General features: G+C 71.6%; 16 protein-coding genes and 1 tRNA gene. 5 read left to right on the forward strand and 12 right to left on the reverse strand.

Annotated elements, in window-relative coordinates; translation table 11 throughout:
- Window positions 1–13: 13 nt before the first annotated feature.
- Window positions 14–478 (reverse strand): GatB/YqeY domain-containing protein, encoded by a 465-nt coding sequence (locus O5O46_RS11325; protein WP_269855221.1) that lies wholly within the window; start codon window positions 476–478, stop codon window positions 14–16.
- 77 nt (window positions 479–555) lie between these two features.
- On the opposite strand from O5O46_RS11325, the gene O5O46_RS11330 reads away from it, so the two are divergent.
- The 4 genes from O5O46_RS11330 to O5O46_RS11345 all read left to right on the forward strand — a co-directional run bounded on the left by O5O46_RS11330 (window position 556) and on the right by O5O46_RS11345 (window position 4,904).
- A complete protein-coding gene (locus O5O46_RS11330) occupies window positions 556–1,485 on the forward strand; it encodes a metallophosphoesterase (RefSeq protein WP_269855222.1) in 930 nt (309 codons plus the stop codon).
- A 73-nt stretch (window positions 1,486–1,558) separates the two neighbouring features.
- Window positions 1,559–1,632, forward strand: a tRNA-Pro gene (locus tag O5O46_RS11335).
- A 263-nt stretch (window positions 1,633–1,895) separates the two neighbouring features.
- Window positions 1,896–3,002 (forward strand): PP2C family protein-serine/threonine phosphatase, encoded by a 1,107-nt coding sequence (locus O5O46_RS11340; protein WP_269855223.1) that lies wholly within the window; start codon window positions 1,896–1,898, stop codon window positions 3,000–3,002.
- Between the two features lie 102 nt (window positions 3,003–3,104).
- Window positions 3,105–4,904, forward strand: a complete 1,800-nt coding sequence (locus O5O46_RS11345; protein ID WP_269855224.1) for a S9 family peptidase — start codon at window positions 3,105–3,107, stop codon at window positions 4,902–4,904.
- A gap of 12 nt (window positions 4,905–4,916) precedes the next feature.
- On the opposite strand, the gene O5O46_RS11350 is transcribed toward O5O46_RS11345, so the two are convergent.
- The 10 genes from O5O46_RS11350 to O5O46_RS11395 form a co-directional block, all read right to left on the reverse strand.
- On the reverse strand, window positions 4,917–5,708 hold the full coding sequence (locus tag O5O46_RS11350) for an SURF1 family protein (protein ID WP_269855225.1): 792 nt from the start codon (window positions 5,706–5,708) through the stop codon (window positions 4,917–4,919).
- A gap of 66 nt (window positions 5,709–5,774) precedes the next feature.
- Window positions 5,775–6,917, reverse strand: a complete 1,143-nt coding sequence (locus O5O46_RS11355) for a hypothetical protein (RefSeq protein ID WP_269855226.1) — start codon at window positions 6,915–6,917, stop codon at window positions 5,775–5,777.
- The gene (locus O5O46_RS11360; protein WP_269855562.1) at window positions 6,914–7,549 is read right to left on the reverse strand and encodes a SigE family RNA polymerase sigma factor; all 636 of its coding nucleotides are present in this window, start codon (window positions 7,547–7,549) and stop codon (window positions 6,914–6,916) included. The genes O5O46_RS11355 and O5O46_RS11360 overlap by 4 nt, the downstream gene beginning before the upstream one ends.
- Before the next feature lie 312 nt (window positions 7,550–7,861).
- A complete protein-coding gene (locus O5O46_RS11365; RefSeq protein ID WP_269855227.1) occupies window positions 7,862–8,935 on the reverse strand; it encodes an aspartate-semialdehyde dehydrogenase in 1,074 nt (357 codons plus the stop codon).
- Window positions 8,932–10,203, reverse strand: coding sequence for an aspartate kinase (locus O5O46_RS11370; protein ID WP_269855228.1), 1,272 nt, complete (start codon window positions 10,201–10,203; stop codon window positions 8,932–8,934). Before O5O46_RS11370 ends, O5O46_RS11365 begins: the two co-directional genes overlap by 4 nt.
- A gap of 218 nt (window positions 10,204–10,421) precedes the next feature.
- Window positions 10,422–11,114, reverse strand: a complete 693-nt coding sequence (locus O5O46_RS11375; protein WP_269855229.1) for a DUF5063 domain-containing protein — start codon at window positions 11,112–11,114, stop codon at window positions 10,422–10,424.
- Between the two features lie 125 nt (window positions 11,115–11,239).
- Window positions 11,240–11,839 carry a recombination mediator RecR gene (gene recR, locus O5O46_RS11380; RefSeq protein ID WP_269855230.1) on the reverse strand — a complete coding sequence of 200 codons (600 nt, stop codon included), beginning with the start codon at window positions 11,837–11,839 and terminating at the stop codon, window positions 11,240–11,242.
- A gap of 43 nt (window positions 11,840–11,882) precedes the next feature.
- Entirely contained in the window at window positions 11,883–12,218 is a 336-nt protein-coding gene (locus O5O46_RS11385; RefSeq protein WP_269855231.1) for a YbaB/EbfC family nucleoid-associated protein, read from the reverse strand.
- A 172-nt stretch (window positions 12,219–12,390) separates the two neighbouring features.
- Window positions 12,391–14,664 carry a DNA polymerase III subunit gamma and tau gene (locus tag O5O46_RS11390; protein ID WP_269855232.1) on the reverse strand — a complete coding sequence of 758 codons (2,274 nt, stop codon included), beginning with the start codon at window positions 14,662–14,664 and terminating at the stop codon, window positions 12,391–12,393.
- Between the two features lie 70 nt (window positions 14,665–14,734).
- A complete protein-coding gene (locus tag O5O46_RS11395) occupies window positions 14,735–15,313 on the reverse strand; it encodes an HhH-GPD-type base excision DNA repair protein (protein ID WP_269855233.1) in 579 nt (192 codons plus the stop codon).
- Window positions 15,314–15,401: 88 nt separating this feature from the next.
- On the opposite strand from O5O46_RS11395, the gene O5O46_RS11400 reads away from it, so the two are divergent.
- Window positions 15,402–16,550: a PP2C family protein-serine/threonine phosphatase gene (locus O5O46_RS11400; protein ID WP_269855234.1), complete on the forward strand. Its 1,149-nt coding sequence runs from the start codon at window positions 15,402–15,404 to the stop codon at window positions 16,548–16,550.
- A 29-nt stretch (window positions 16,551–16,579) separates the two neighbouring features.
- Here O5O46_RS11400 and O5O46_RS11405 read toward each other — a convergent pair whose 3' ends face one another.
- On the reverse strand, window positions 16,580–17,440 hold the full coding sequence (locus tag O5O46_RS11405) for a geranyl diphosphate 2-C-methyltransferase (RefSeq protein ID WP_269855235.1): 861 nt from the start codon (window positions 17,438–17,440) through the stop codon (window positions 16,580–16,582).
- Window positions 17,441–17,471: the final 31 nt, after the last annotated feature.

Raw genomic sequence — 17,471 nt, forward strand, 5'->3', positions numbered from 1 at the left:
CACGAGGGCGGTATCAGTCGCCCAGGCGCCGCTTGACCTCGGCGGCGACCCGGCCGCCCTCGGCGCGACCGGCGACCTTCTTGTTCGCCAGCTTCATGATCACGCCCATCGCACGCGGCCCCTCGCTGCCCTGGGAGGCGGCCTCGGCCACCGCCTCGGCGACCAGCGCGGCCAACTCCTCGTCACTGAGCGGCTTGGGCAGGTACTCGGCGAGCACCTCGCCCTCCGCCCGCTCACGCTCGGCGGACTCCGCACGGCCGCCCTTGTCGAAGGCCTCCGCCGCCTCACGGCGCTTCTTGGCCTCGCGGGCGATCACCTTCTCCACCTCGGCGTCGGACAGCTCACGGGCCTCGGTGCCCGCGACCTCTTCCTTGTGAACGGCGGTGAGGGTGAGACGGAGCGTGGACGCGCGCAGTTCGTCGCGCGCCTTGATGGCCGCGGTGAGATCGTCCTGAAGCCGGGCTTTGAGCGTGGTCATACCGTGAGTCTGCCATGGGGCATGCGATGGCCGCCGGAAGATTTCCAGCGGTGCGGGACGTCTGCCACGATGGGCGCATGCGCGCTCGTTATGGGATCCCCCTGGGAATTACGGCAGTCGGCGCGGCCTCGGTGGTGTACGCCGCGGGCTTCGAAGTCCGTTCCTTTCGGCTGCGACGGGTCGAGGTCCCCGTGCTGCCGCCGGGGATGCGGCCGTTGCGCGTCCTTCAGATCTCCGACATCCACATGGTGAGCGGTCAGAACAAGAAGCGCCGCTGGCTGCAGTCGCTGGCCGGGCTGCGTCCCGACTTCGTGATCAACACCGGTGACAACCTCTCGGACCCGGAGGCCGTCCCGGAGGTACTGGACGCGCTCGGCCCGCTGATGGAGCTGCCGGGCGCCTATGTCTTCGGCTCCAACGACTACTACGGGCCGAAGCTGCGCAACCCGGCCCGCTACCTGGTGGAGCGGGCGCACGGCAAGCACGGCCTCAACGGCAACCCGCCGGTGCAGGGCGCGATCCACAACCCGTGGCAGGAGATGCGGGACAGCTTCGACACGGCGGGCTGGATCGGCCTGAACAACACGCGCGGCCGGCTCAAGCTGGGCGACGGCACGGAGATCGCGCTCACCGGCCTGGACGACCCGCACATCAAGCGCGACCGCTACGGGATGGTGGCGGGCGGCCCCTCCTCCGACGCCGACCTGTCCCTCGCCGTGGTCCACGCCCCGTATCTGCGTGTCCTGGACGCCTTCGCGGCCGACGGCTACCCGCTGATCCTGGCCGGGCACACCCATGGCGGCCAGCTGTGCGTGCCGTTCTACGGCGCCCTGGTCACCAACTGCGACCTGGACACCCGCCGGGTGAAGGGCCTGTCCACCCATCGCGCGGGCGGCCGCACCGCCTATATGCACGTTTCCGCAGGTTGCGGTACAAACCGCTACACCCCGGTACGTTTCGCCTGTCCTCCCGAGGCGACCCTGCTCACCCTGACTCCCGGCGCCTGAGTCCCGCCTCCGGGCGCCGCCAAACCGGATTTCGCCTCCGGTCACGAGTCCGCTAGAGTAGAGCCCGTTGCACCGGGGTGTAGCGCAGCTTGGCAGCGCGCTTCGTTCGGGACGAAGAGGCCGTGGGTTCAAATCCCGCCACCCCGACTGGTGAAACACCTGATCAGGGCCAGTCTCCGCTCGCGTGAGACTGGCCCTGACTCGTTGGGGCGACTTTCCGGGGAGCCTGCTCCCGAGTACCCGTCGCTAACGGGTCGCCAGACACGTCCGGAGCAGCGTGTCGAGAAGCCGCGCCGACGGCCCGTGGAGCCCCCACCGGCCGTCACCGACGGCGCGGCCCGGCCCGGCGCCGGGGCGGATCGCGGCCAGCCGAAGCGCTATGTCCGCATTGTGTCGATATGCTATCGGCTGTGATCAAGCCTGGACGGCTGCGGCTACGTCGTCGTCCCTACGGCCCGTGGCCCCCCGAGCTGCTGTTGCCGGTGATGCTGGCCATTGTCATCGCCAGCCTGGCCTTCGCCACGCCCAGGAGCGTCGCCATCAGCCGCATCCTGCCCGCGGTACCCGCCCTGGCCGCCTCCATGTGGCCCGTGCTTCCCACCGTCCTGCTGGGGACGTTCTGCCTGCTGCTCATGATCGGGATCAGCCTTGAGTTCCCCGATCTGGGGACGTGGTACACCGCCGCGGGGATCATCGCGGTCACCGTGGCGGCCGCGTACGGAAGCCATGTCCGGCTCCAGCGGGAGCAGACCCTCTTCCAGGTCCGGCTCGTCGCCGACGCGGCGCAGCAGGTGGTGCTGAGCCCGATGCCCCGCAGCTTCGGGAGCGTCGAGGTCGAGTCGCTGTACCTCGCGGCCGCGGCGGAGGCCCGCATCGGCGGCGACTTCTACGAGGTGGTCGGCACTCGCTACGGGGTGCGGTTGCTCATCGGCGATGTGCGGGGCAAGGGCCTGCCGGCGGTGGGGACGGCCGCGGCGGTGGTCAACTCCTTCCGGGAGGCGGCCTACGACGAGCCTGACCTCGGCGGCATCGCACGCCGTCTGGAGGCCAGCAGCACCCGGCACACCTCCGCGTTCTCCCCCGACGACCTGATGGAGCGCTTCGCCACCGCCCTGCTCGTGGAGATCCCGTACGAGGAGCGGCACCTCAGGATCCTCAACTGCGGGCACCCCCCGCCGCTGCTGCTGAACCGCGGGCGACTGCGCGTCCTGAAGCCCACCGATCCCTCGCCACCGCTCAACCTCGCGGAGCTGATCGGCGATCAGTACACCATCGACTCCGTCGACTTCGCCCCTGGCGACGAGCTGCTGCTGTACACCGACGGTGTCACCGAGGCCCGCGATCTCACCGGGGCGTTCTTCCCGCTGGCGGACTGGATGCGGCGGCAGACCCCCATGCGCCCCCGCGACCTGCTCGACCGGCTCCACCGTGACCTGCTGCACTACAGCGGCGGTGGCCTCGACGACGACATCGCCGCCCTCGCCGTGCGGCTGCGCGAGCACCCGGCCCCCTCGTGAGCCCCGGCCGGCGGGTGGCCGCACCGCCCGCGGCGGACCCGAACGGTGTGCGGCGGGATACCGCCGGTCCGGACGGCGGGCGGTCGGGTTTGAATGGGAGGCATGAGTGATGTCTTCGCTGCCATGCCGGACTGGGAGAAACGCTTCCGGGCGCCGCGCGTGGGGCTGCCTGACTGGGCGCAGGACGCCCCGGAGCGTTCGCTGTACGTCTCCAACGCCACGGGCACGTACGAGCTGTACGCCTGGGACCGGCGCTCCGACACGCGGCGGCAGGTGACCGACCGGCCGAACGGGACCACGGACGGGACGCTGAGCCCGGACGGCGAGTGGATCTGGTGGTTCTCGGACACCGACGGCGACGAGTTCGGGGTCTGGATGCGCCAGCCGTTCGCCGGTGGGGACGACGAGCCGGGGGCGCCGGGGCTGGCGCCCTCGTATCCGGCGGGGCTCGCCCTGGGGCGGGACGGCACGGTGGTCGTCGGCCGGTCGCTGGACGACGAGGGCACCTCGATCCATGTGGTCAGGCCCGGCCAGCCGGCCGAGCTGGTCTACCGGCACCCGGAGTCGGCGGGCGTCGGCGACCTCAGCGAGGACGGCACGCTGCTGGCCGTGGAGCACACCGAGCACGGTGACGCCATGCACTCGTCACTGCGGGTCATGACGCTGGACGGCACGACCGTCGCCGAGTTGGACGACACCGCTGGCGGTGAGCGCGAGCTGGGTCTGGAGTGCCTGGGGTTCGCTCCCGTCGCCGGTGACACCCGGCTGCTCGTCGCCCACCAGCGGCGCGGCCGGTGGGAGCCGATGGTCTGGGACGTCACCACCGGCCGGGAGACCGAGCTGGCGATCGACCTGCCGGGCGACGTGGCCGCCGAGTGGTACCCGGACGGCTCCGCCCTGCTGGTCGAGCACACCCACCAGGGGCGCAGCGAACTGTGGCGGTACGCGTTCGCCGACGGCGCGCTGACCCGGATCCCGACGGACCCCGGCACCATCAGCGCGGCGACCGCCCGCCCGGACGGCACGGTGGAGTTCCTGTGGTCGTCGGCCGCGCTGCCGCCCGCCGTACGGTCCAGCACGGGCGCGACCGTGCTGGAGGTTCCCGGCTTCACGGCACCGCCGTCGGTGCCCGCGCATGACGTGTGGGTCGAGGGGCCGGGCGGCCGGATCCACGCGTTCGTACAACAGCCGCACGGCGACGGGCCGTTCCCCACGGTGTTCGACATCCACGGCGGCCCCACCTGGCACGACAGCGACGCGTTCGCGGCGGCTCCGGCGGCCTGGGTGGACCACGGCTTCGCCGTCGTACGCGTCAACTACCGCGGCTCGACGGGCTACGGGCGGGAGTGGACGGACGCGCTCAAGCACCGGGTCGGGCTGATCGAGCTGGAGGACATCGCGGCGGTACGGGAGTGGGCGGTCGCCTCCGGGCTCGCGGATCCGGCCAAGCTGGTGCTGGCGGGCGGTTCGTGGGGCGGCTATCTGACCCTGCTCGGCCTCGGCACGCAGCCGCAGGCGTGGGCCGCGGGGCTGGCTGCGGTGCCGGTGGCGGACTACCTGGCGAGCTACGAGGACGAGATGGAGGCGCTCAAGGCGCTGGACCGCACGCTGTTCGGCGGCTCGCCGCAGGAGGTGCCGGACCGGTACGCGGCCTCGTCACCGCTGACGTACGTGGAGCAGGTGCGGGCGCCGGTCTTCATCTCGGCCGGGACGAACGATCCGCGCTGCCCGATACGGCAGATCGACAACTACGTCGAGCGGTTGGCGAGCCTGGGCAAGGTGCACGAGGTGTACCGGTACGACGCCGGGCACGGGTCGCTGGTGGTCGAGGAGCGGATCAAGCAGCTGCGGCTGGAGTTGGCGTTCGCCGACCGGGTGCTGGGGCTCGGCGTCGCGGGCTGAGCCCGGGGTGGCTCAGGCGTCCGCCGGGTCGGTGATCAGGCCGAGGGCCAGGTCGCGCTGGACCTCGGCCTCCCGGCGGACCAACCGGATCCAGATGAAGACGACGAAGCCCGCGAAGACGAACCACTCGCCGGTGTAGCCCAGGTTCTGGAACGCCCGCATGTCGAGCCCGGTGTTGGGCGCGGCGGCGGGCGGCACCGGCCTCATCGGCGCCTGGCTGTGGGCCAGCGTGACCCAGCCGTCGTAGACCGGGTACGGCACCACGTTGACCAGGGAGGCGGAGCTGATCATGCCGAGCTGACCGGCGGGCAGTCCGCCACTGGCGTTGACGCCGGTGTCGCCGACGCCTTCCGATGCCTGGAGCGTCCCACGCACCGTGGTCTGCCCACCCGGCGCGGGCGGGATGGCACCGGGCGCGGAGGCGTTGCCGGGCAGCCAGCCGCGCACCACGGCCAGCGCGCCGCCGTCGGTGCGCAGCGGGGTGAGGACGTAGAAGCCCTGCCTGCCGTCCAGCGTCCGGCCCGGGACCAGCAGCTGGTGGGCGCTGTCGTACCGGCCGGTGACGGTGACCTCGCGGCCCGCGGCGGCCTGGGTGAGCTGCGCCTTGGCGTTCGGCAGCAGTTCGTGCAGCGGCACCGCGTCGGCGGCCGAGGGCTTGGGCGCCTGCTCGGCCGCGTGCTGCTGGGCGACCCGTGCGTCGAACCGGCTGAGCTGCCACGTACCCATGAAGACGCAGAACGGGATGGCGAGCAGCACGAACAGGTGGATCCCCAGCCAGCGGGGGGTCAGCAGGAACCGGTACACGCCTCAACGGTACGGGCAGCGCCTGTGCCGCCAGGACCCGGCCCCGGCGCGCCGCGGTACGGCGGGCTATGAGGCGGGCAGCGCCGGCGTGCGGTAGACCGTGCCCGCGCAGGCTCCGTTGATGGTGGCGGAGGCGGTGGTCGGCGGGCCCGCGTCGGGGGTGTTGGACAGGGTGATGCCGTTGGCCGCCGGGGGCGACGTGGGCGTACCGCCGCCGCCCGACCCGGAGTCGGAGGACGCCGGGGTGGTGCCGGTGGCGGGGGTGTTGCCCGAGGTCCCGGCGTCGCCGGCGTTCGGCCCGCTGGTGCCGGCACCGGTGGATCCGCCGTTTCCGCCGCCGCTGGCGGTCGACCCTCCGGTCGAGGTCGTGGCGCAGCCGGAGGCGCCGCCGCCCGCGGCCGGGATCCATGCGAAGTCGACCTGGTACGCCTTGCCCGGGGGCAGCGTCACGCTGTCCGGCGCGGTCGCCGGGTCGGGCAGCAGGCTGCTGGCCGGGTCGCCCGCGGTGTGGTCCACGACCTGGATCCTGCTGGGATCGGTGGAGCCCTGCGCGGTCACCGCGATCTGGCCCTCGCCGGAGACGGTACAGCTGGTGTTGGAGACGTTGACGACCCGGAACGAACCGTAGACCCGGCCCTCCTGGTCGGGTGTGCCGGTCTGGGCGGTGCCCCTGCCGAGCTGGGCGCGGGCGCAGCTCGGCGAGGCGACGGTCATCACGCCACCGGGCGGCGCGGTGTCGCCGCGGCTGCCGGAGCGGCTGGCCGAGGGCACCGGGCTGGGCCGCGCCGTGCTGCCGCCGCCCGATCCGCCGCTGCCGGCCGTACCGGCCGGGCCCGATCCGCCGCCGGCCTGGTCCGTGTCGCCGACGGCGCCCGGGCTGCTGCCGGTGGTGTGGCTGCTGCTGGTGTTGGCCGCGCCGACGGTGTCGGTGCCGCCGGTGACGGCGGCGTGCAGTACGGCGGGAACCGCGGTGCCGACGAGCAGTACCCCGGCGGCGGCGCCCACCATGGCCTGGCGGCGTCGGGTGCGGCGGGCCGGGATCGCGTGGCGCAGCCGGTCGAGCGCTTCGGGCTCGGGCTCGATGTCCCGTACCGCGTCCCGCATCAGGCGGCGCAGCGCCAGCTCGTCGAAGTTGTCGGCGGCGTCGTTGAAGTGGTTCTGTTCAGGCATGCCGTCGGGGACATCGGGGTCGGATGGGTGCTGGGTCATGCCGGCGCCTCCATGGCGATGCGGAGCGCGGCGATGCCGCGGGATCCGTACGCCTTGACGGAGCCGACGGATATGCCGAGCGCCTCGGCGACCTGGGCCTCGGTCATGTCCGCGAAGTAGCGCAGCACGAGCACCTCGCGCTGGCGGCGCTGCAACCCCCGCATGGAGCGGATCAGTTGGTCGCGCTCCAGCTGCTCGTAGGCGCCCTCCTCCGCGCTGGCCATGTCGGGCATCGGCTTGGACAGCAGCTTGAGCCCGAGGATGCGGCGGCGCAGTGTGGAGCGGGAGAGGTTGACGACGGTCTGGCGCAGGTAGGCGAGGGTCTTCTCGGGTTCACGGACCCTGCTGCGGGCCGAGTGGACCCGGATGAAGGCCTCCTGGACCACGTCCTCGCAGGAGGCGGTGTCGTCCAGGAGCAGTGCGGCAAGGCCGAGCAGCGACCGGTAGTGGGCCCGGTAGGTCTCGGTGAGGTGGTCGACCGTGGTACCCGCAGCCATTGTGCTGTCAGCGCTCACGGCCTCGGAGGGCAACTTGGCGACCGGCCATGGCGCGATCACCGGCAGACCACCGGACGCCGAGCCGTAGCGGTCCGCCGAGGTGCGCCTGCCGCGCGGGGTTGCGGGTTTGCCGATTGCGGGGGCCTCGCCCCCGGCCCCCCAGGTTGCGATCCCGACTGCCTCTGCCACGACTGTTGGACGCGCATCCCCTGGCCAGGGTTGTACGGCTTCCGCATGCGTACCAACTCATCCCCACTGTCCCGGTTTTCCCGATCCCCGACGAGTCACGTCTATGGCAGGGCACTGACACAAAGACGCTCCCCGCCAACTGCCGGTTGCGGCAAGGCGGGGAGCGAAATTGTCGAACGCGGCGGCTGTCCCCTTCAAGCGGTACAGACCATCAGGTTCGTCACAGGTCCTTCACAAAGAAGGAGATTGTGCGTCCCCTCAGCCGCCGGAGGTCAGTTCCGCGGCGACCAGTTCGGCGATCTGCGCGGTGTTCAGCGCCGCGCCCTTGCGCAGGTTGTCGCCGCACAGGAACAGGTCCAGCGCGTACGGGTCGTCCAGCGCCCGGCGCACCCGGCCGACCCAGGTGGGGTCGGTGCCCACCACGTCGGCGGGGGTCGGGAACTCGCCCTCCCCCGGGTTGTCGCAGACCACGACGCCCGGCGCGCTGCCCAGGATCTCGTGCGCCCTGGCGACCGTCACCTCGTTCTCGAACCGCGCGTGCACGGAGAGCGAGTGGGTGGTGATCACCGGGACCCGCACACAGGTGGCGTTCACCCGCAGGTTGGGCAGGCCGAGGATCTTGCGCGACTCGTTGCGCACCTTCAGTTCCTCGGAGGACCAGCCCTCGTCCTTCAACGACCCGGCCCACGGAACGACGTTGAGCGCGAGCGGTGCCGGGAACGGCCCGAACTCGCCCACCGCGCGCCGGACATCGCCCGGCTGGGTGCCCAGGTTCGTCCCACCGACCTTGCTGATCTGTTCGCGCAACGTGTCGATTCCCGGCTGCCCGGCGCCGGATGCCGCCTGGTACGAGGAGACCACCAGCTCGGTCAGCCCGAACTCGGCGTGCAGCGCGCCCATCGCGACGATCATCGACAGCGTGGTGCAGTTGGGGTTGGAGATGATGCCGCGCGGCCGAATGCGGGCGGCGTGCGCGTTCACCTCCGGCACGACCAGCGGAACGTCCGGATCCATGCGGAATGCACCGGAGTTGTCCACGGCGACCGCGCCCTTGGCGGCGGCGATCGGCGCCCACTGCGCGGAGACCTCGTCCGGAACGTCGAACATCGCCACGTCGACGCCCTCGAAGGCCTCCTCGCTCAGCGCGATGACCTCGACCTCCTCGCCCCGCACCACGAGCTTGCGGCCCGCGGAGCGCGGCGAGGCGATCAGCCGGATCTCTCCCCAGACGTCCTCACGGGACGACAGGATGCCCAGCATCACCGTGCCGACGGCGCCGGTGGCGCCGACCACGGCCAGGGTCGGCTTGTCCTTGCGATCGGTAGCGGTCATCGGCCGGTACCTCCGTACACCACTGCCTCGTCGCTCTCGCTGTCCAGGCCGAACGCGGTGTGCACGGCGCGCACCGCCTCGTTGACGTCGTCGGCGCGGGTGACCACCGAGATCCGGATCTCCGAGGTGGAGATCAGCTCGATGTTGACACCCGCGTTGGACAGCGCCTCGAAGAAGCTCGCGGTGACCCCGGGGTTGGTCTTCATGCCCGCGCCGACCAGCGAGATCTTGGCGATCTGGTCGTCGTAGCGCAGCGACTCGAAACCGACGGCGCCCTTGGTCCTCTCCAGCGCCTCAAGGGCCTTGCGGCCGTCGGTCTTCGGCAGCGTGAAGGAGATGTCGGTCAGACCGGTGGACGCGGCGGAGACGTTCTGCACCACCATGTCGATGTTGATCTGGGCGTCCGCGATGGCACGGAAGATCGTCGCGGCCTCGCCCGGCTTGTCCGGCACCCCGACGACCGTGACCTTGGCCTCGGACGTGTCGTGGGCAACCCCCGAGATGATCGCCTGCTCCATCGGCTGGTCCCCTTGCGGTTCGCTACTGACCCAGGTCCCCTTCAGTCCGGAGAAGGACGAGCGGACGTGGATCGGGATGTTGTATCGGCGTGCGTACTCGACGCAGCGGTGCAGCAGCACCTTGGAGCCGGAGCTGGCCAGCTCCAGCATGTCCTCGAACGAGATCCAGTCGATCTTGCGGGCCTTCTTCACCACCCGCGGGTCGGCGGTGAAGACACCGTCGACATCGGTGTAGATCTCGCACACCTCGGCGTCCAGCGCGGCGGCGAGGGCCACCGCGGTGGTGTCGGAGCCGCCCCGGCCAAGGGTGGTGATGTCCTTCTTGTCGTGGGACACCCCCTGGAAACCGGCCACGATGGCGATGTTGCCCTCGTCGATGGCGGTCTGGATCCGGCCCGGCGTGACGTCGATGATCCGCGCTTTGTTGTGGACCGAGTCGGTGATGACTCCCGCCTGGCTGCCGGTGAACGACTGCGCCTCGTGTCCGAGGTTTTTGATCGCCATCGCCAGCAGTGCCATGGAGATCCGCTCTCCGGCGGTCAGCAGCATGTCGAACTCGCGACCAGCAGGGATCGGAGAAACCTGCTGCGCCAGATCGATCAGCTCGTCCGTCGTGTCACCCATCGCCGATACCACGACGACCACCTGGTGGCCGCTCTTCTTGGCATCGACGATCCGCTTGGCGACGCGCTTGATGCCCTCGGCATCCGCAACGGAGGAGCCGCCGTACTTCTGCACGACAAGGCCCACGTGCGCTCCTCGCAACTGTGTCTTCTGGGGGACTGCCCCCAGACCCCGCATGGGGGTATGCGTTCGGCTCAGTCTAACGAGCGGGCGGAATACACCGCGTATGTATCACAGTGTGAGACGCAAGGCTCACTCCGTGATCAGCCGCTCAGCCGCTTGCGCGCCGGATCCTGCCCGCTACGAGCCGCGACACACGGAGACGTAAGCCACGTCACAACCGTTCAGCCCTTCTGCCCGCCGAGACGGCCCCCGATCTCGGCGGCCATCACCTTCCCCGCCTCCTCGGCGAGCTGGTCCTCGCCGACCGAGTCGTCCGTGTCCAGACCGTCCAGCTCGTCCAGCGGCGAGTCCAGCCGCACATGGGCGACCAGGGACTGCAGGGCGCGCAGCGAGGCGCTGGCGGTCGGCCCCCAGTTGGACAGGTACGAGAACTGCCACCACCACAGCGCCTCGCTGACCCGGCCCTCCCGGTAGTGCGCCAGACCGTGGCTGAGGTCGGTGACCACGTCCGCCAGGTCGTCGGAGATCCGGCAGGCGACCGGCATGCTGCGCGGTACGTACGGATCGAAGACCTCGGAGTAGACGTCCACCGGCTCAAGCAGCGCGGCCAGCCGCTCCCGCAGCTCGTCGGCGTCCGGCTCCGGACCCACGTCCGGCTCGTAGCGCTCGTCCGGAACGATGTCCTCGTGGGCGCCGAGGCGGCCTCCGGCGAGCATCAGCTGGGAGACCTCAAGGAGCAGGAACGGTACGGCGCTGTCAGGTTCATCGCCCTTGGCCACTTCGCGCACCGCGACGATGAAGCTCTCGATCTGGTCGGCGATCTGGACCGCGAAGTCACCCGGATCCCCGGACTGCTTCGGGTCGCGCGCCTTGAACGGGCCCGTGCCGCCGTTGCGTACTGCGGTGTCAGACATCGAACAGTCGTCTCCCTTCGAAGGCACGCCCAAACGTGACCTCGTCGGCAGCAGTATGTTCCGCGTCCCTCGCACCGCTCGACCCCGGGGGGCTTACGCGTCGCTGAACGCTCCCTGGCATGACATCACACATCGAGCAGCCGCCTCCCCTCGAAGGCCCGGCCCAGCGTCACCTCGTCCGCGTACTCCAGGTCACCGCCCACCGGCAGACCGCTGGCCAGCCGGGTCACCTTCAGGCCCATCGGCTTGACCATGCGGGCCAGATAGGTGGCGGTCGCCTCACCTTCGAGGTTCGGGTCGGTGGCCAGGATCAGCTCGGTCACCGTGCCGTCCGCGAGCCGGGCCAGCAGCTCCCGTATCCGCAGGTCATCGGGGCCGACGCCCTCGATCGGGCTGATCGCGCCACCGAGCACGTGATAGCGGCCCCGGAACTCCCGGGTCCGCTCGATCGCGACCACGTCCTTGGGCTCCTCGACCACGCAGATCACCGCGGGGTCGCGGCGCGGGTCCTGGCAGACCCGGCACTGCTCGCTCTGCGCGACGTTGCCGCAGACCGCGCAGAACCGCACCTTCTCCTTGACCTCGGTGAGCGCGTGGGCGAGCCTGCGCACGTCCGTGGGATCCGCCTGGAGGATGTGGAAGGCGATCCGCTGCGCGCTCTTGGGACCGACGCCGGGAAGCCTGCCCAGTTCGTCGATGAGGTCCTGGACCACGCCTTCGTACACGGAACGCCTTCTCTCTACGGTGTGCGGTTGTGCGGGCCCGCGGTCAGAACGGCAGACCCGGAATGCCGCCGCCCAGGCCCTGGGCGAGCGGGCCGAGCTTCTGCTGCTGCAGCTCCTGCGCCTTGCCGTTGCCGTCCCGGACGGCGGCCAGGATCAGGTCGGCGAGGGTCTCGGTGTCCTCCGGGTCCACCGCCTTCGGGTCGATCACCAGGCCGCGCAGTTCACCGGCGCCGCTGACCGTCGCCTTCACCAGACCGCCGCCCGCGGTGCCCTCGACCTCAGCCTCGGCCAGTTCGGCCTGCGCCGCGGCGAGGTCCTGCTGCATCTTCTGCGCCTGCTGCAGCAGCTGCTGCATGTTCGGCTGACCACCGGGGATCACGGGTTCGCTCCTGCCGTCCGTACGACTACCTATTACGTATGCGCGAGCCTACGTGCTCGAACGGCGCAGCGCGCTACGCCGTGCGGAGGACGGGCGTGGCGGCGGGGCGCGGCACATACCCGCCTCGGCACCACGCTTTCACGGCCGGCGCCGAAGCGGAACCGACGCCCGCTCACTCGTTGGTGATCTCCTCGATCACCGTGGCGCCCAGCTCACGCACGATCAGGTCGTGCCCGGTCAGCGCCGTGTCGTCGAGATCGGGGTCGTCCTCCTCCGGGATGTCGTCCTCGATCGCGACCCGCGGCGGCGCCTCGGGCACGGGCGCGGCGGACTGCGCCGGTGGTACGGGCTCGGGCCCGGCCGGAGCCGCGGGCCGCGCCGGTGCCGGGGCGGGCGCCGCGGGGCGCGGGCCGCTGCCGAAGCCGCCGCCGGAGGGGCCGGCGGGCGCGCCGCCCCCCGAACCGCCGAAGCCGCCGGAGGACGCCGGGCCGCCGCCCTGGGCGGGGCCGCCAGCGCCGCCGGACGGGTCGACGATCGCCTCGATCTTCCACTGCAGGCCCAGCGCGTCGCTGACGGCCTGCCGCAGCACCTCGTCGCTGCCGCCGTTGACGAAGCTGTCGCGGGCGCCGGGGTTGGCGAAGCCGAGTTGGAGCGTGCTGCCGTCGAAGCCGACCACCTGGGCGTTCTGACTGAGCAGGATCCAGGTGAAGCGGCGCCGGTTCTTCACCGCCTCCAGGATCTCCGGCCACATCTGGCGCACCCGGGACGGATCGCCCACCGGCGCGCCGCCGGGGGCCGCCGCGGCGGGCTGCGGGGCGGGCGCCGGGGTTGCGGGGGCGGCGGGGGCGGCCGGTGCCGTCGCGGTGGGCCAGGCGCCGGGGCGGGTACCCGCGGCAGGGGTGCTCGGCCGCGGTTCCGATTCGGCCGAGGGCTGGGTGCCGGTCGGCCAGGAGCCGGGGGCAGCGGGCGCGTCGTCCTGGCGGGGGCGCGCCGCAGAGGGCCACGCGCCGGGCGGAGCGGCCGGTTCCGCCGCAGCGGGAGCGGGGGCCGGAGCCGGGGCGGGAGTAGGAGCGGGGGCCGCCGGGACTGGGCTGGGCGCGGCGCTCTGCGGCTGCGGCGCGGCGGGCGGCTGGGGCCCGGCGCCCGCCGGGCCCGTACCGCCCTCCGGGCCGGCGCCCGCACCCGGGCGGACCGCCGCCCGGGCCGCGGCGGGGCCGGAGGAGACGCCTCCCGCGTGCGCATCGCCGACCGGTGCGTGACCGGCCGAGGGCGCCGCCAGTCCACCGGCCAGCGCCTGCCGTTCAAGACGGTCCAGCCGGGACTGGACCGAACGCTCGTCGCCGTACGCGGCGGGCAGCAGCACCCGGGCGCAGATCAGTTCGAGTTGCAGCCGGGGCGAGGTGGCGCCCCGCATCTCCGTCAGTCCGGCGTTGACAAGGTCGGCCGCGCGGCTCAGCTCCGCGGCGCCGAAGACGGACGCCTGGGCCGCCATCCGCTCCACCACGTCGACCGGGGCGTCGATCAGGCCCTTCTCCCCCGCGTCCGGCACCGCCGCCAGGATCACCAGGTCACGCAGCCGCTCCAGCAGGTCGGCGACGAACCGGCGCGGATCGTGGCCGCCCTCGATGACCCGGTCCACCACCTCGAACGCCGCCGCGCCATCGCCCGACGCGAAGGCGTCCACGATGTCGTCGAGCAGCGCGCCGTCGGTGTAGCCGAGCAGCGCGGTGGCCATCGCATAGGTCACCCCGCCCTCTCCGGCGCCCGCCAGCAGTTGGTCCATCACCGACATCGAGTCCCGCACCGAGCCCGCGCCGGCCCGCACGACCAGCGGGAACACCCCGTCCTCGACCGGGATCGACTCGCGCTCGCAGACCTCCGCCAGGTAGTCCCGCAGCGTGCCGGGCGGCACCAGGCGGAACGGGTAGTGGTGGGTGCGCGACCGGATGGTGCCGATGACCTTCTCCGGCTCGGTGGTCGCGAAGATGAACTTCAGATGCTCCGGCGGCTCCTCGACCACCTTCAGCAGGGCGTTGAACCCCGCCGAGGTGACCATGTGCGCCTCGTCGATGATGTAGATCTTGTAGCGGCTGGACGCGGGCCCGAAGAACGCCTTCTCCCGCAGGTCACGCGCGTCGTCCACACCACCGTGCGAGGCGGCGTCGATCTCGATCACGTCGATGGAGCCCGGGCCGCCGCGCGCCAGGTCGCGGCAGGACTGGCACTCGCCGCACGGGGTGGGCGTCGGCCCCTGCTCGCAGTTCAGGCAGCGGGCGAGGATCCGCGCGCTGGTCGTCTTGCCGCAACCGCGTGGACCGCTGAACAGGTACGCGTGGTTGACCCGGTTGTTCCGCAGCGCCTGCTGCAACGGGTCGGTGACGTGTTCCTGCCCGATGACCTCGGCGAAGGTCTCGGGACGGTAGCGGCGGTACAGAGCGAGCGACACGCCTACGACGATATCGGGGCGCACTGACAACCGGAGCCGCACCGGAGGATCTCGAACCCTCCGGCAGCCCTCACGCCTTCTTGGCGGCCCGCTTCGCCTCCTGCTTGTAGGCGCGGACCTTGTCCAGCGTCTCGGGGCCGGTGATGTCGGCCACCGAGCGGTACGAGCCCTCCTCGCCGTAGGGCCCGGCCGCCTCCCGCCAGCCTTCGGGACGCACACCGAGCTGCTTTCCCAGCAGGGCCAGGAAGATCTGTGCCTTCTGCTTGCCGAAGCCCGGCAGTTCGCCCAGCCGCCTGAGCAGTTCCCGGCCGCTGTCGGCGTCGCGCCAGATCCTGGTGGGGTCGCCGTCGTAGTGCTCCACGAGGTACTGGCAGAGCTGCTGGATCCGTTTGGCCATGGCCCCCGGATAGCGGTGCACGGCGGGCTTCTCGGACAGCAGCGCGGCGAACGCCTCCGGGTCCTGGGCGGCGATCTCCCGTGCGTCCAGATCGTCCGTGCCCATCCGCCGCGCGATGGTGTACGGGCCGGAGAACGCCCACTCCATGGGGACCTGCTGGTCGAGCAGCATGCCGATCAGGAGGGCCAGCGGGCTGCGGCTGAGCAGTTCGTCGGCCTCTGGCCGTTGGGCTAGGCGGAGGGTGGCGGTCATTCCTCCATGCTGGCAGTCGTCCCGAGCGCGCGCCGGTCAACACGCGCCTGCCCGGGGGCCCGGGGCTTGCCCGGCCTACACTGCACGCGTGGGCAGGGCACCCCGTCCGCCGCGCCGGAGGCGTTCCATCGAGCCGGCCTCGAATCCGTACGAGACCCTCTCGACCGTCGCGCTGGTGGCGTTCGCCGCGGTGGTGGTGGGGCTCGATCTGGCCACCAACCGGCGGGACTGGATCAGCGTGATGCTGCTGGTGGTCCCCGGCCTGGCCGCCAGCGTCTGCTCGGTGCGCCGTACCGCCGCGTTCAGCGCGCTGGTCATGCTCACCCTGACGCTGCTCTACGGTGTTTCGCCGAAGTACGGGGACACCCTCGGCGACTGGCTGACCATCGCCGCCGCCGGTGTGATCGGGGTGATCTGCGTCGCCGTGTGCCGCTACCGACTGCGCCGCGAACGCGCCCTGGTGGAGGCCCGGGTCACCCTGCGCGTCCTACAGCGCACCCTGCTCCAGCCGCTGCCCATGCGCGCCCCGGACGTGGAGATCCACGGCTTCTACGCCCCCGCGAAGGCCGAGGCCCTGGTCGGCGGTGACATCTACGACGCCGTGGAGTCCCCGTACGGCACCCGGCTGCTGATCGGCGACGTACAGGGCAAGGGGCTGGACGCGATACAGGCCGGGGCCGCGGTGCTCAGCGCGTTCCGGGAGTCCGGGTACTACCTGCCGACCGTCGCCATGGTGGCGGACCGGCTGGAGCAGGCGGTGACCCGGCACAACCGCCGCGCGGTCCGCTCCGGGCAGGAGGAGCGCTTCGTCACCGCGCTGCTCGCCGAGTTCGCCGCCGACGGCGCGGTACGGCTGATCGACTGCGGCCATGTGGCCCCGCTGGTGGTCGCCGACGACGAGGTGCACGAGTTGGAGTGCGCCGCCCCCGGCGTCCCGCTGGGCCTGGCCGACCTGGTGGGCCAGGAACGCGCCGTGCGCCGCATCGACCTGCGCGAGGGGGACCTGCTGGTGCTGTGCACCGACGGAGTACTCGAAGCCCGCGACGCCACCGGCACCTTCTACCCGCTGCTCGCCCGGCTCGCCCACTACACCCCGGCCGAACCGGCCGTCGTGGCCCACGAGTTGCGCTCCGACCTGGAGCGCTACGTCAACGGCCACCTCGGTGACGACGCGGCGGCCCTGGTCGTGATCCGTCTGGCGCCCGTCGGCGACGACCCTGTACAGGGGCCCGACTGACGTCAACCGGGCCCCTGTTCAGGCCGCCGTCAGATCCGGTCGGCGGCGATCAGCAGATAGTGGAAGCTGCCTTCGCGGTACGCGGTCAGGAACGGGTCCTCGATCCCGGTGGCGACGGAGCACTTGGCGCGCAGCTCCCAGTAGGGGATGGTCTGCGCGGTCAGGTCGACCACGTTGATCGGCACCAGGTTGTTGGCGGTGAGCGCCTTGAAGTACTCGCTCCTGGGGTGGATGTTGCAGGTGTAGTGCTCGTCGATGCGGCTGACCGCCTTGGAGCGGCCACCGGTGACATCGTTGTAGCAGCCGGTGATGCACACATAGCGGCCGCCGTGCTCCAGCAGCCGGGAGAACTCCGCGTACAGCTCGAACAGGTCCACGTACATGGTGGTCTCGTTGGTCCAGATCGCCCGGCGGGAACCGGTGTCGAACCCGGTGTCCAGCATGTTGCGGAAGTGGAACCGGACCTGGTCGGCCACTTGGCGCCGCTTCGCCTGCTCGTTGGCGAAGCCCACCTGGTACTCGGAGATGGTCACCCCGTCCACCTGGCAGCCGAAGCGCTGGTTGGCCATGATGCTGGTGCCGCCACGGCCGGAACCGGCGTCCATCAGCCGGTCGGTGGGTGCGATGGCGCCCAGGTGGTCGAGGAGGACATCGGCCTGTGCGGTCTCCAGCCGGTGCAGTTCCTCGATGATGCGCTGGTCCCGGGTCTCCTGCGGCCCTTCGAGGACCGACGGGTCGTAGTCGCCCAGGCCGTAGTGGTGGTGGTACAGGCCGTCGACATCACCGAGCCGCAGGTTCACCGGGTCCTGCTGGTTGTCGTTCCAGTACGCCGCCACGGACCTCTGGAAGGCGGTGCGCAGGACGGGGGTGGCGGGCACGGTCGTGGTCATCGGTGAACTCCTTCGAATAAGTGGGGAGTTG

This window comes from Streptomyces sp. RPT161 (assembly GCF_027533845.1).
Classification (GTDB): domain Bacteria; phylum Actinomycetota; class Actinomycetes; order Streptomycetales; family Streptomycetaceae; genus Streptantibioticus_A; species Streptantibioticus_A silvisoli_A.

Bases quoted from the DNA above. Each gene is read 5' to 3' on its own strand.
- O5O46_RS11325 (WP_269855221.1), bottom strand. From the start codon at position 478: ATGACCACGCTCAAAGCCCGGCTTCAGGACGATCTCACCGCGGCCATC.
- O5O46_RS11330 (WP_269855222.1), top strand. From the start codon at position 556: ATGCGCGCTCGTTATGGGATCCCCCTGGGAATTACGGCAGTCGGCGCG.
- O5O46_RS11375 (WP_269855229.1), bottom strand. From the start codon at position 11,114: ATGTCTGACACCGCAGTACGCAACGGCGGCACGGGCCCGTTCAAGGCG.
- O5O46_RS11405 (WP_269855235.1), bottom strand. From the start codon at position 17,440: ATGACCACGACCGTGCCCGCCACCCCCGTCCTGCGCACCGCCTTCCAG.
- O5O46_RS11355 (WP_269855226.1), bottom strand. From the start codon at position 6,917: ATGACCCAGCACCCATCCGACCCCGATGTCCCCGACGGCATGCCTGAA.
- O5O46_RS11395 (WP_269855233.1), bottom strand. From the start codon at position 15,313: ATGACCGCCACCCTCCGCCTAGCCCAACGGCCAGAGGCCGACGAACTG.
- O5O46_RS11345 (WP_269855224.1), top strand. From the start codon at position 3,105: ATGAGTGATGTCTTCGCTGCCATGCCGGACTGGGAGAAACGCTTCCGG.
- O5O46_RS11365 (WP_269855227.1), bottom strand. From the start codon at position 8,935: ATGACCGCTACCGATCGCAAGGACAAGCCGACCCTGGCCGTGGTCGGC.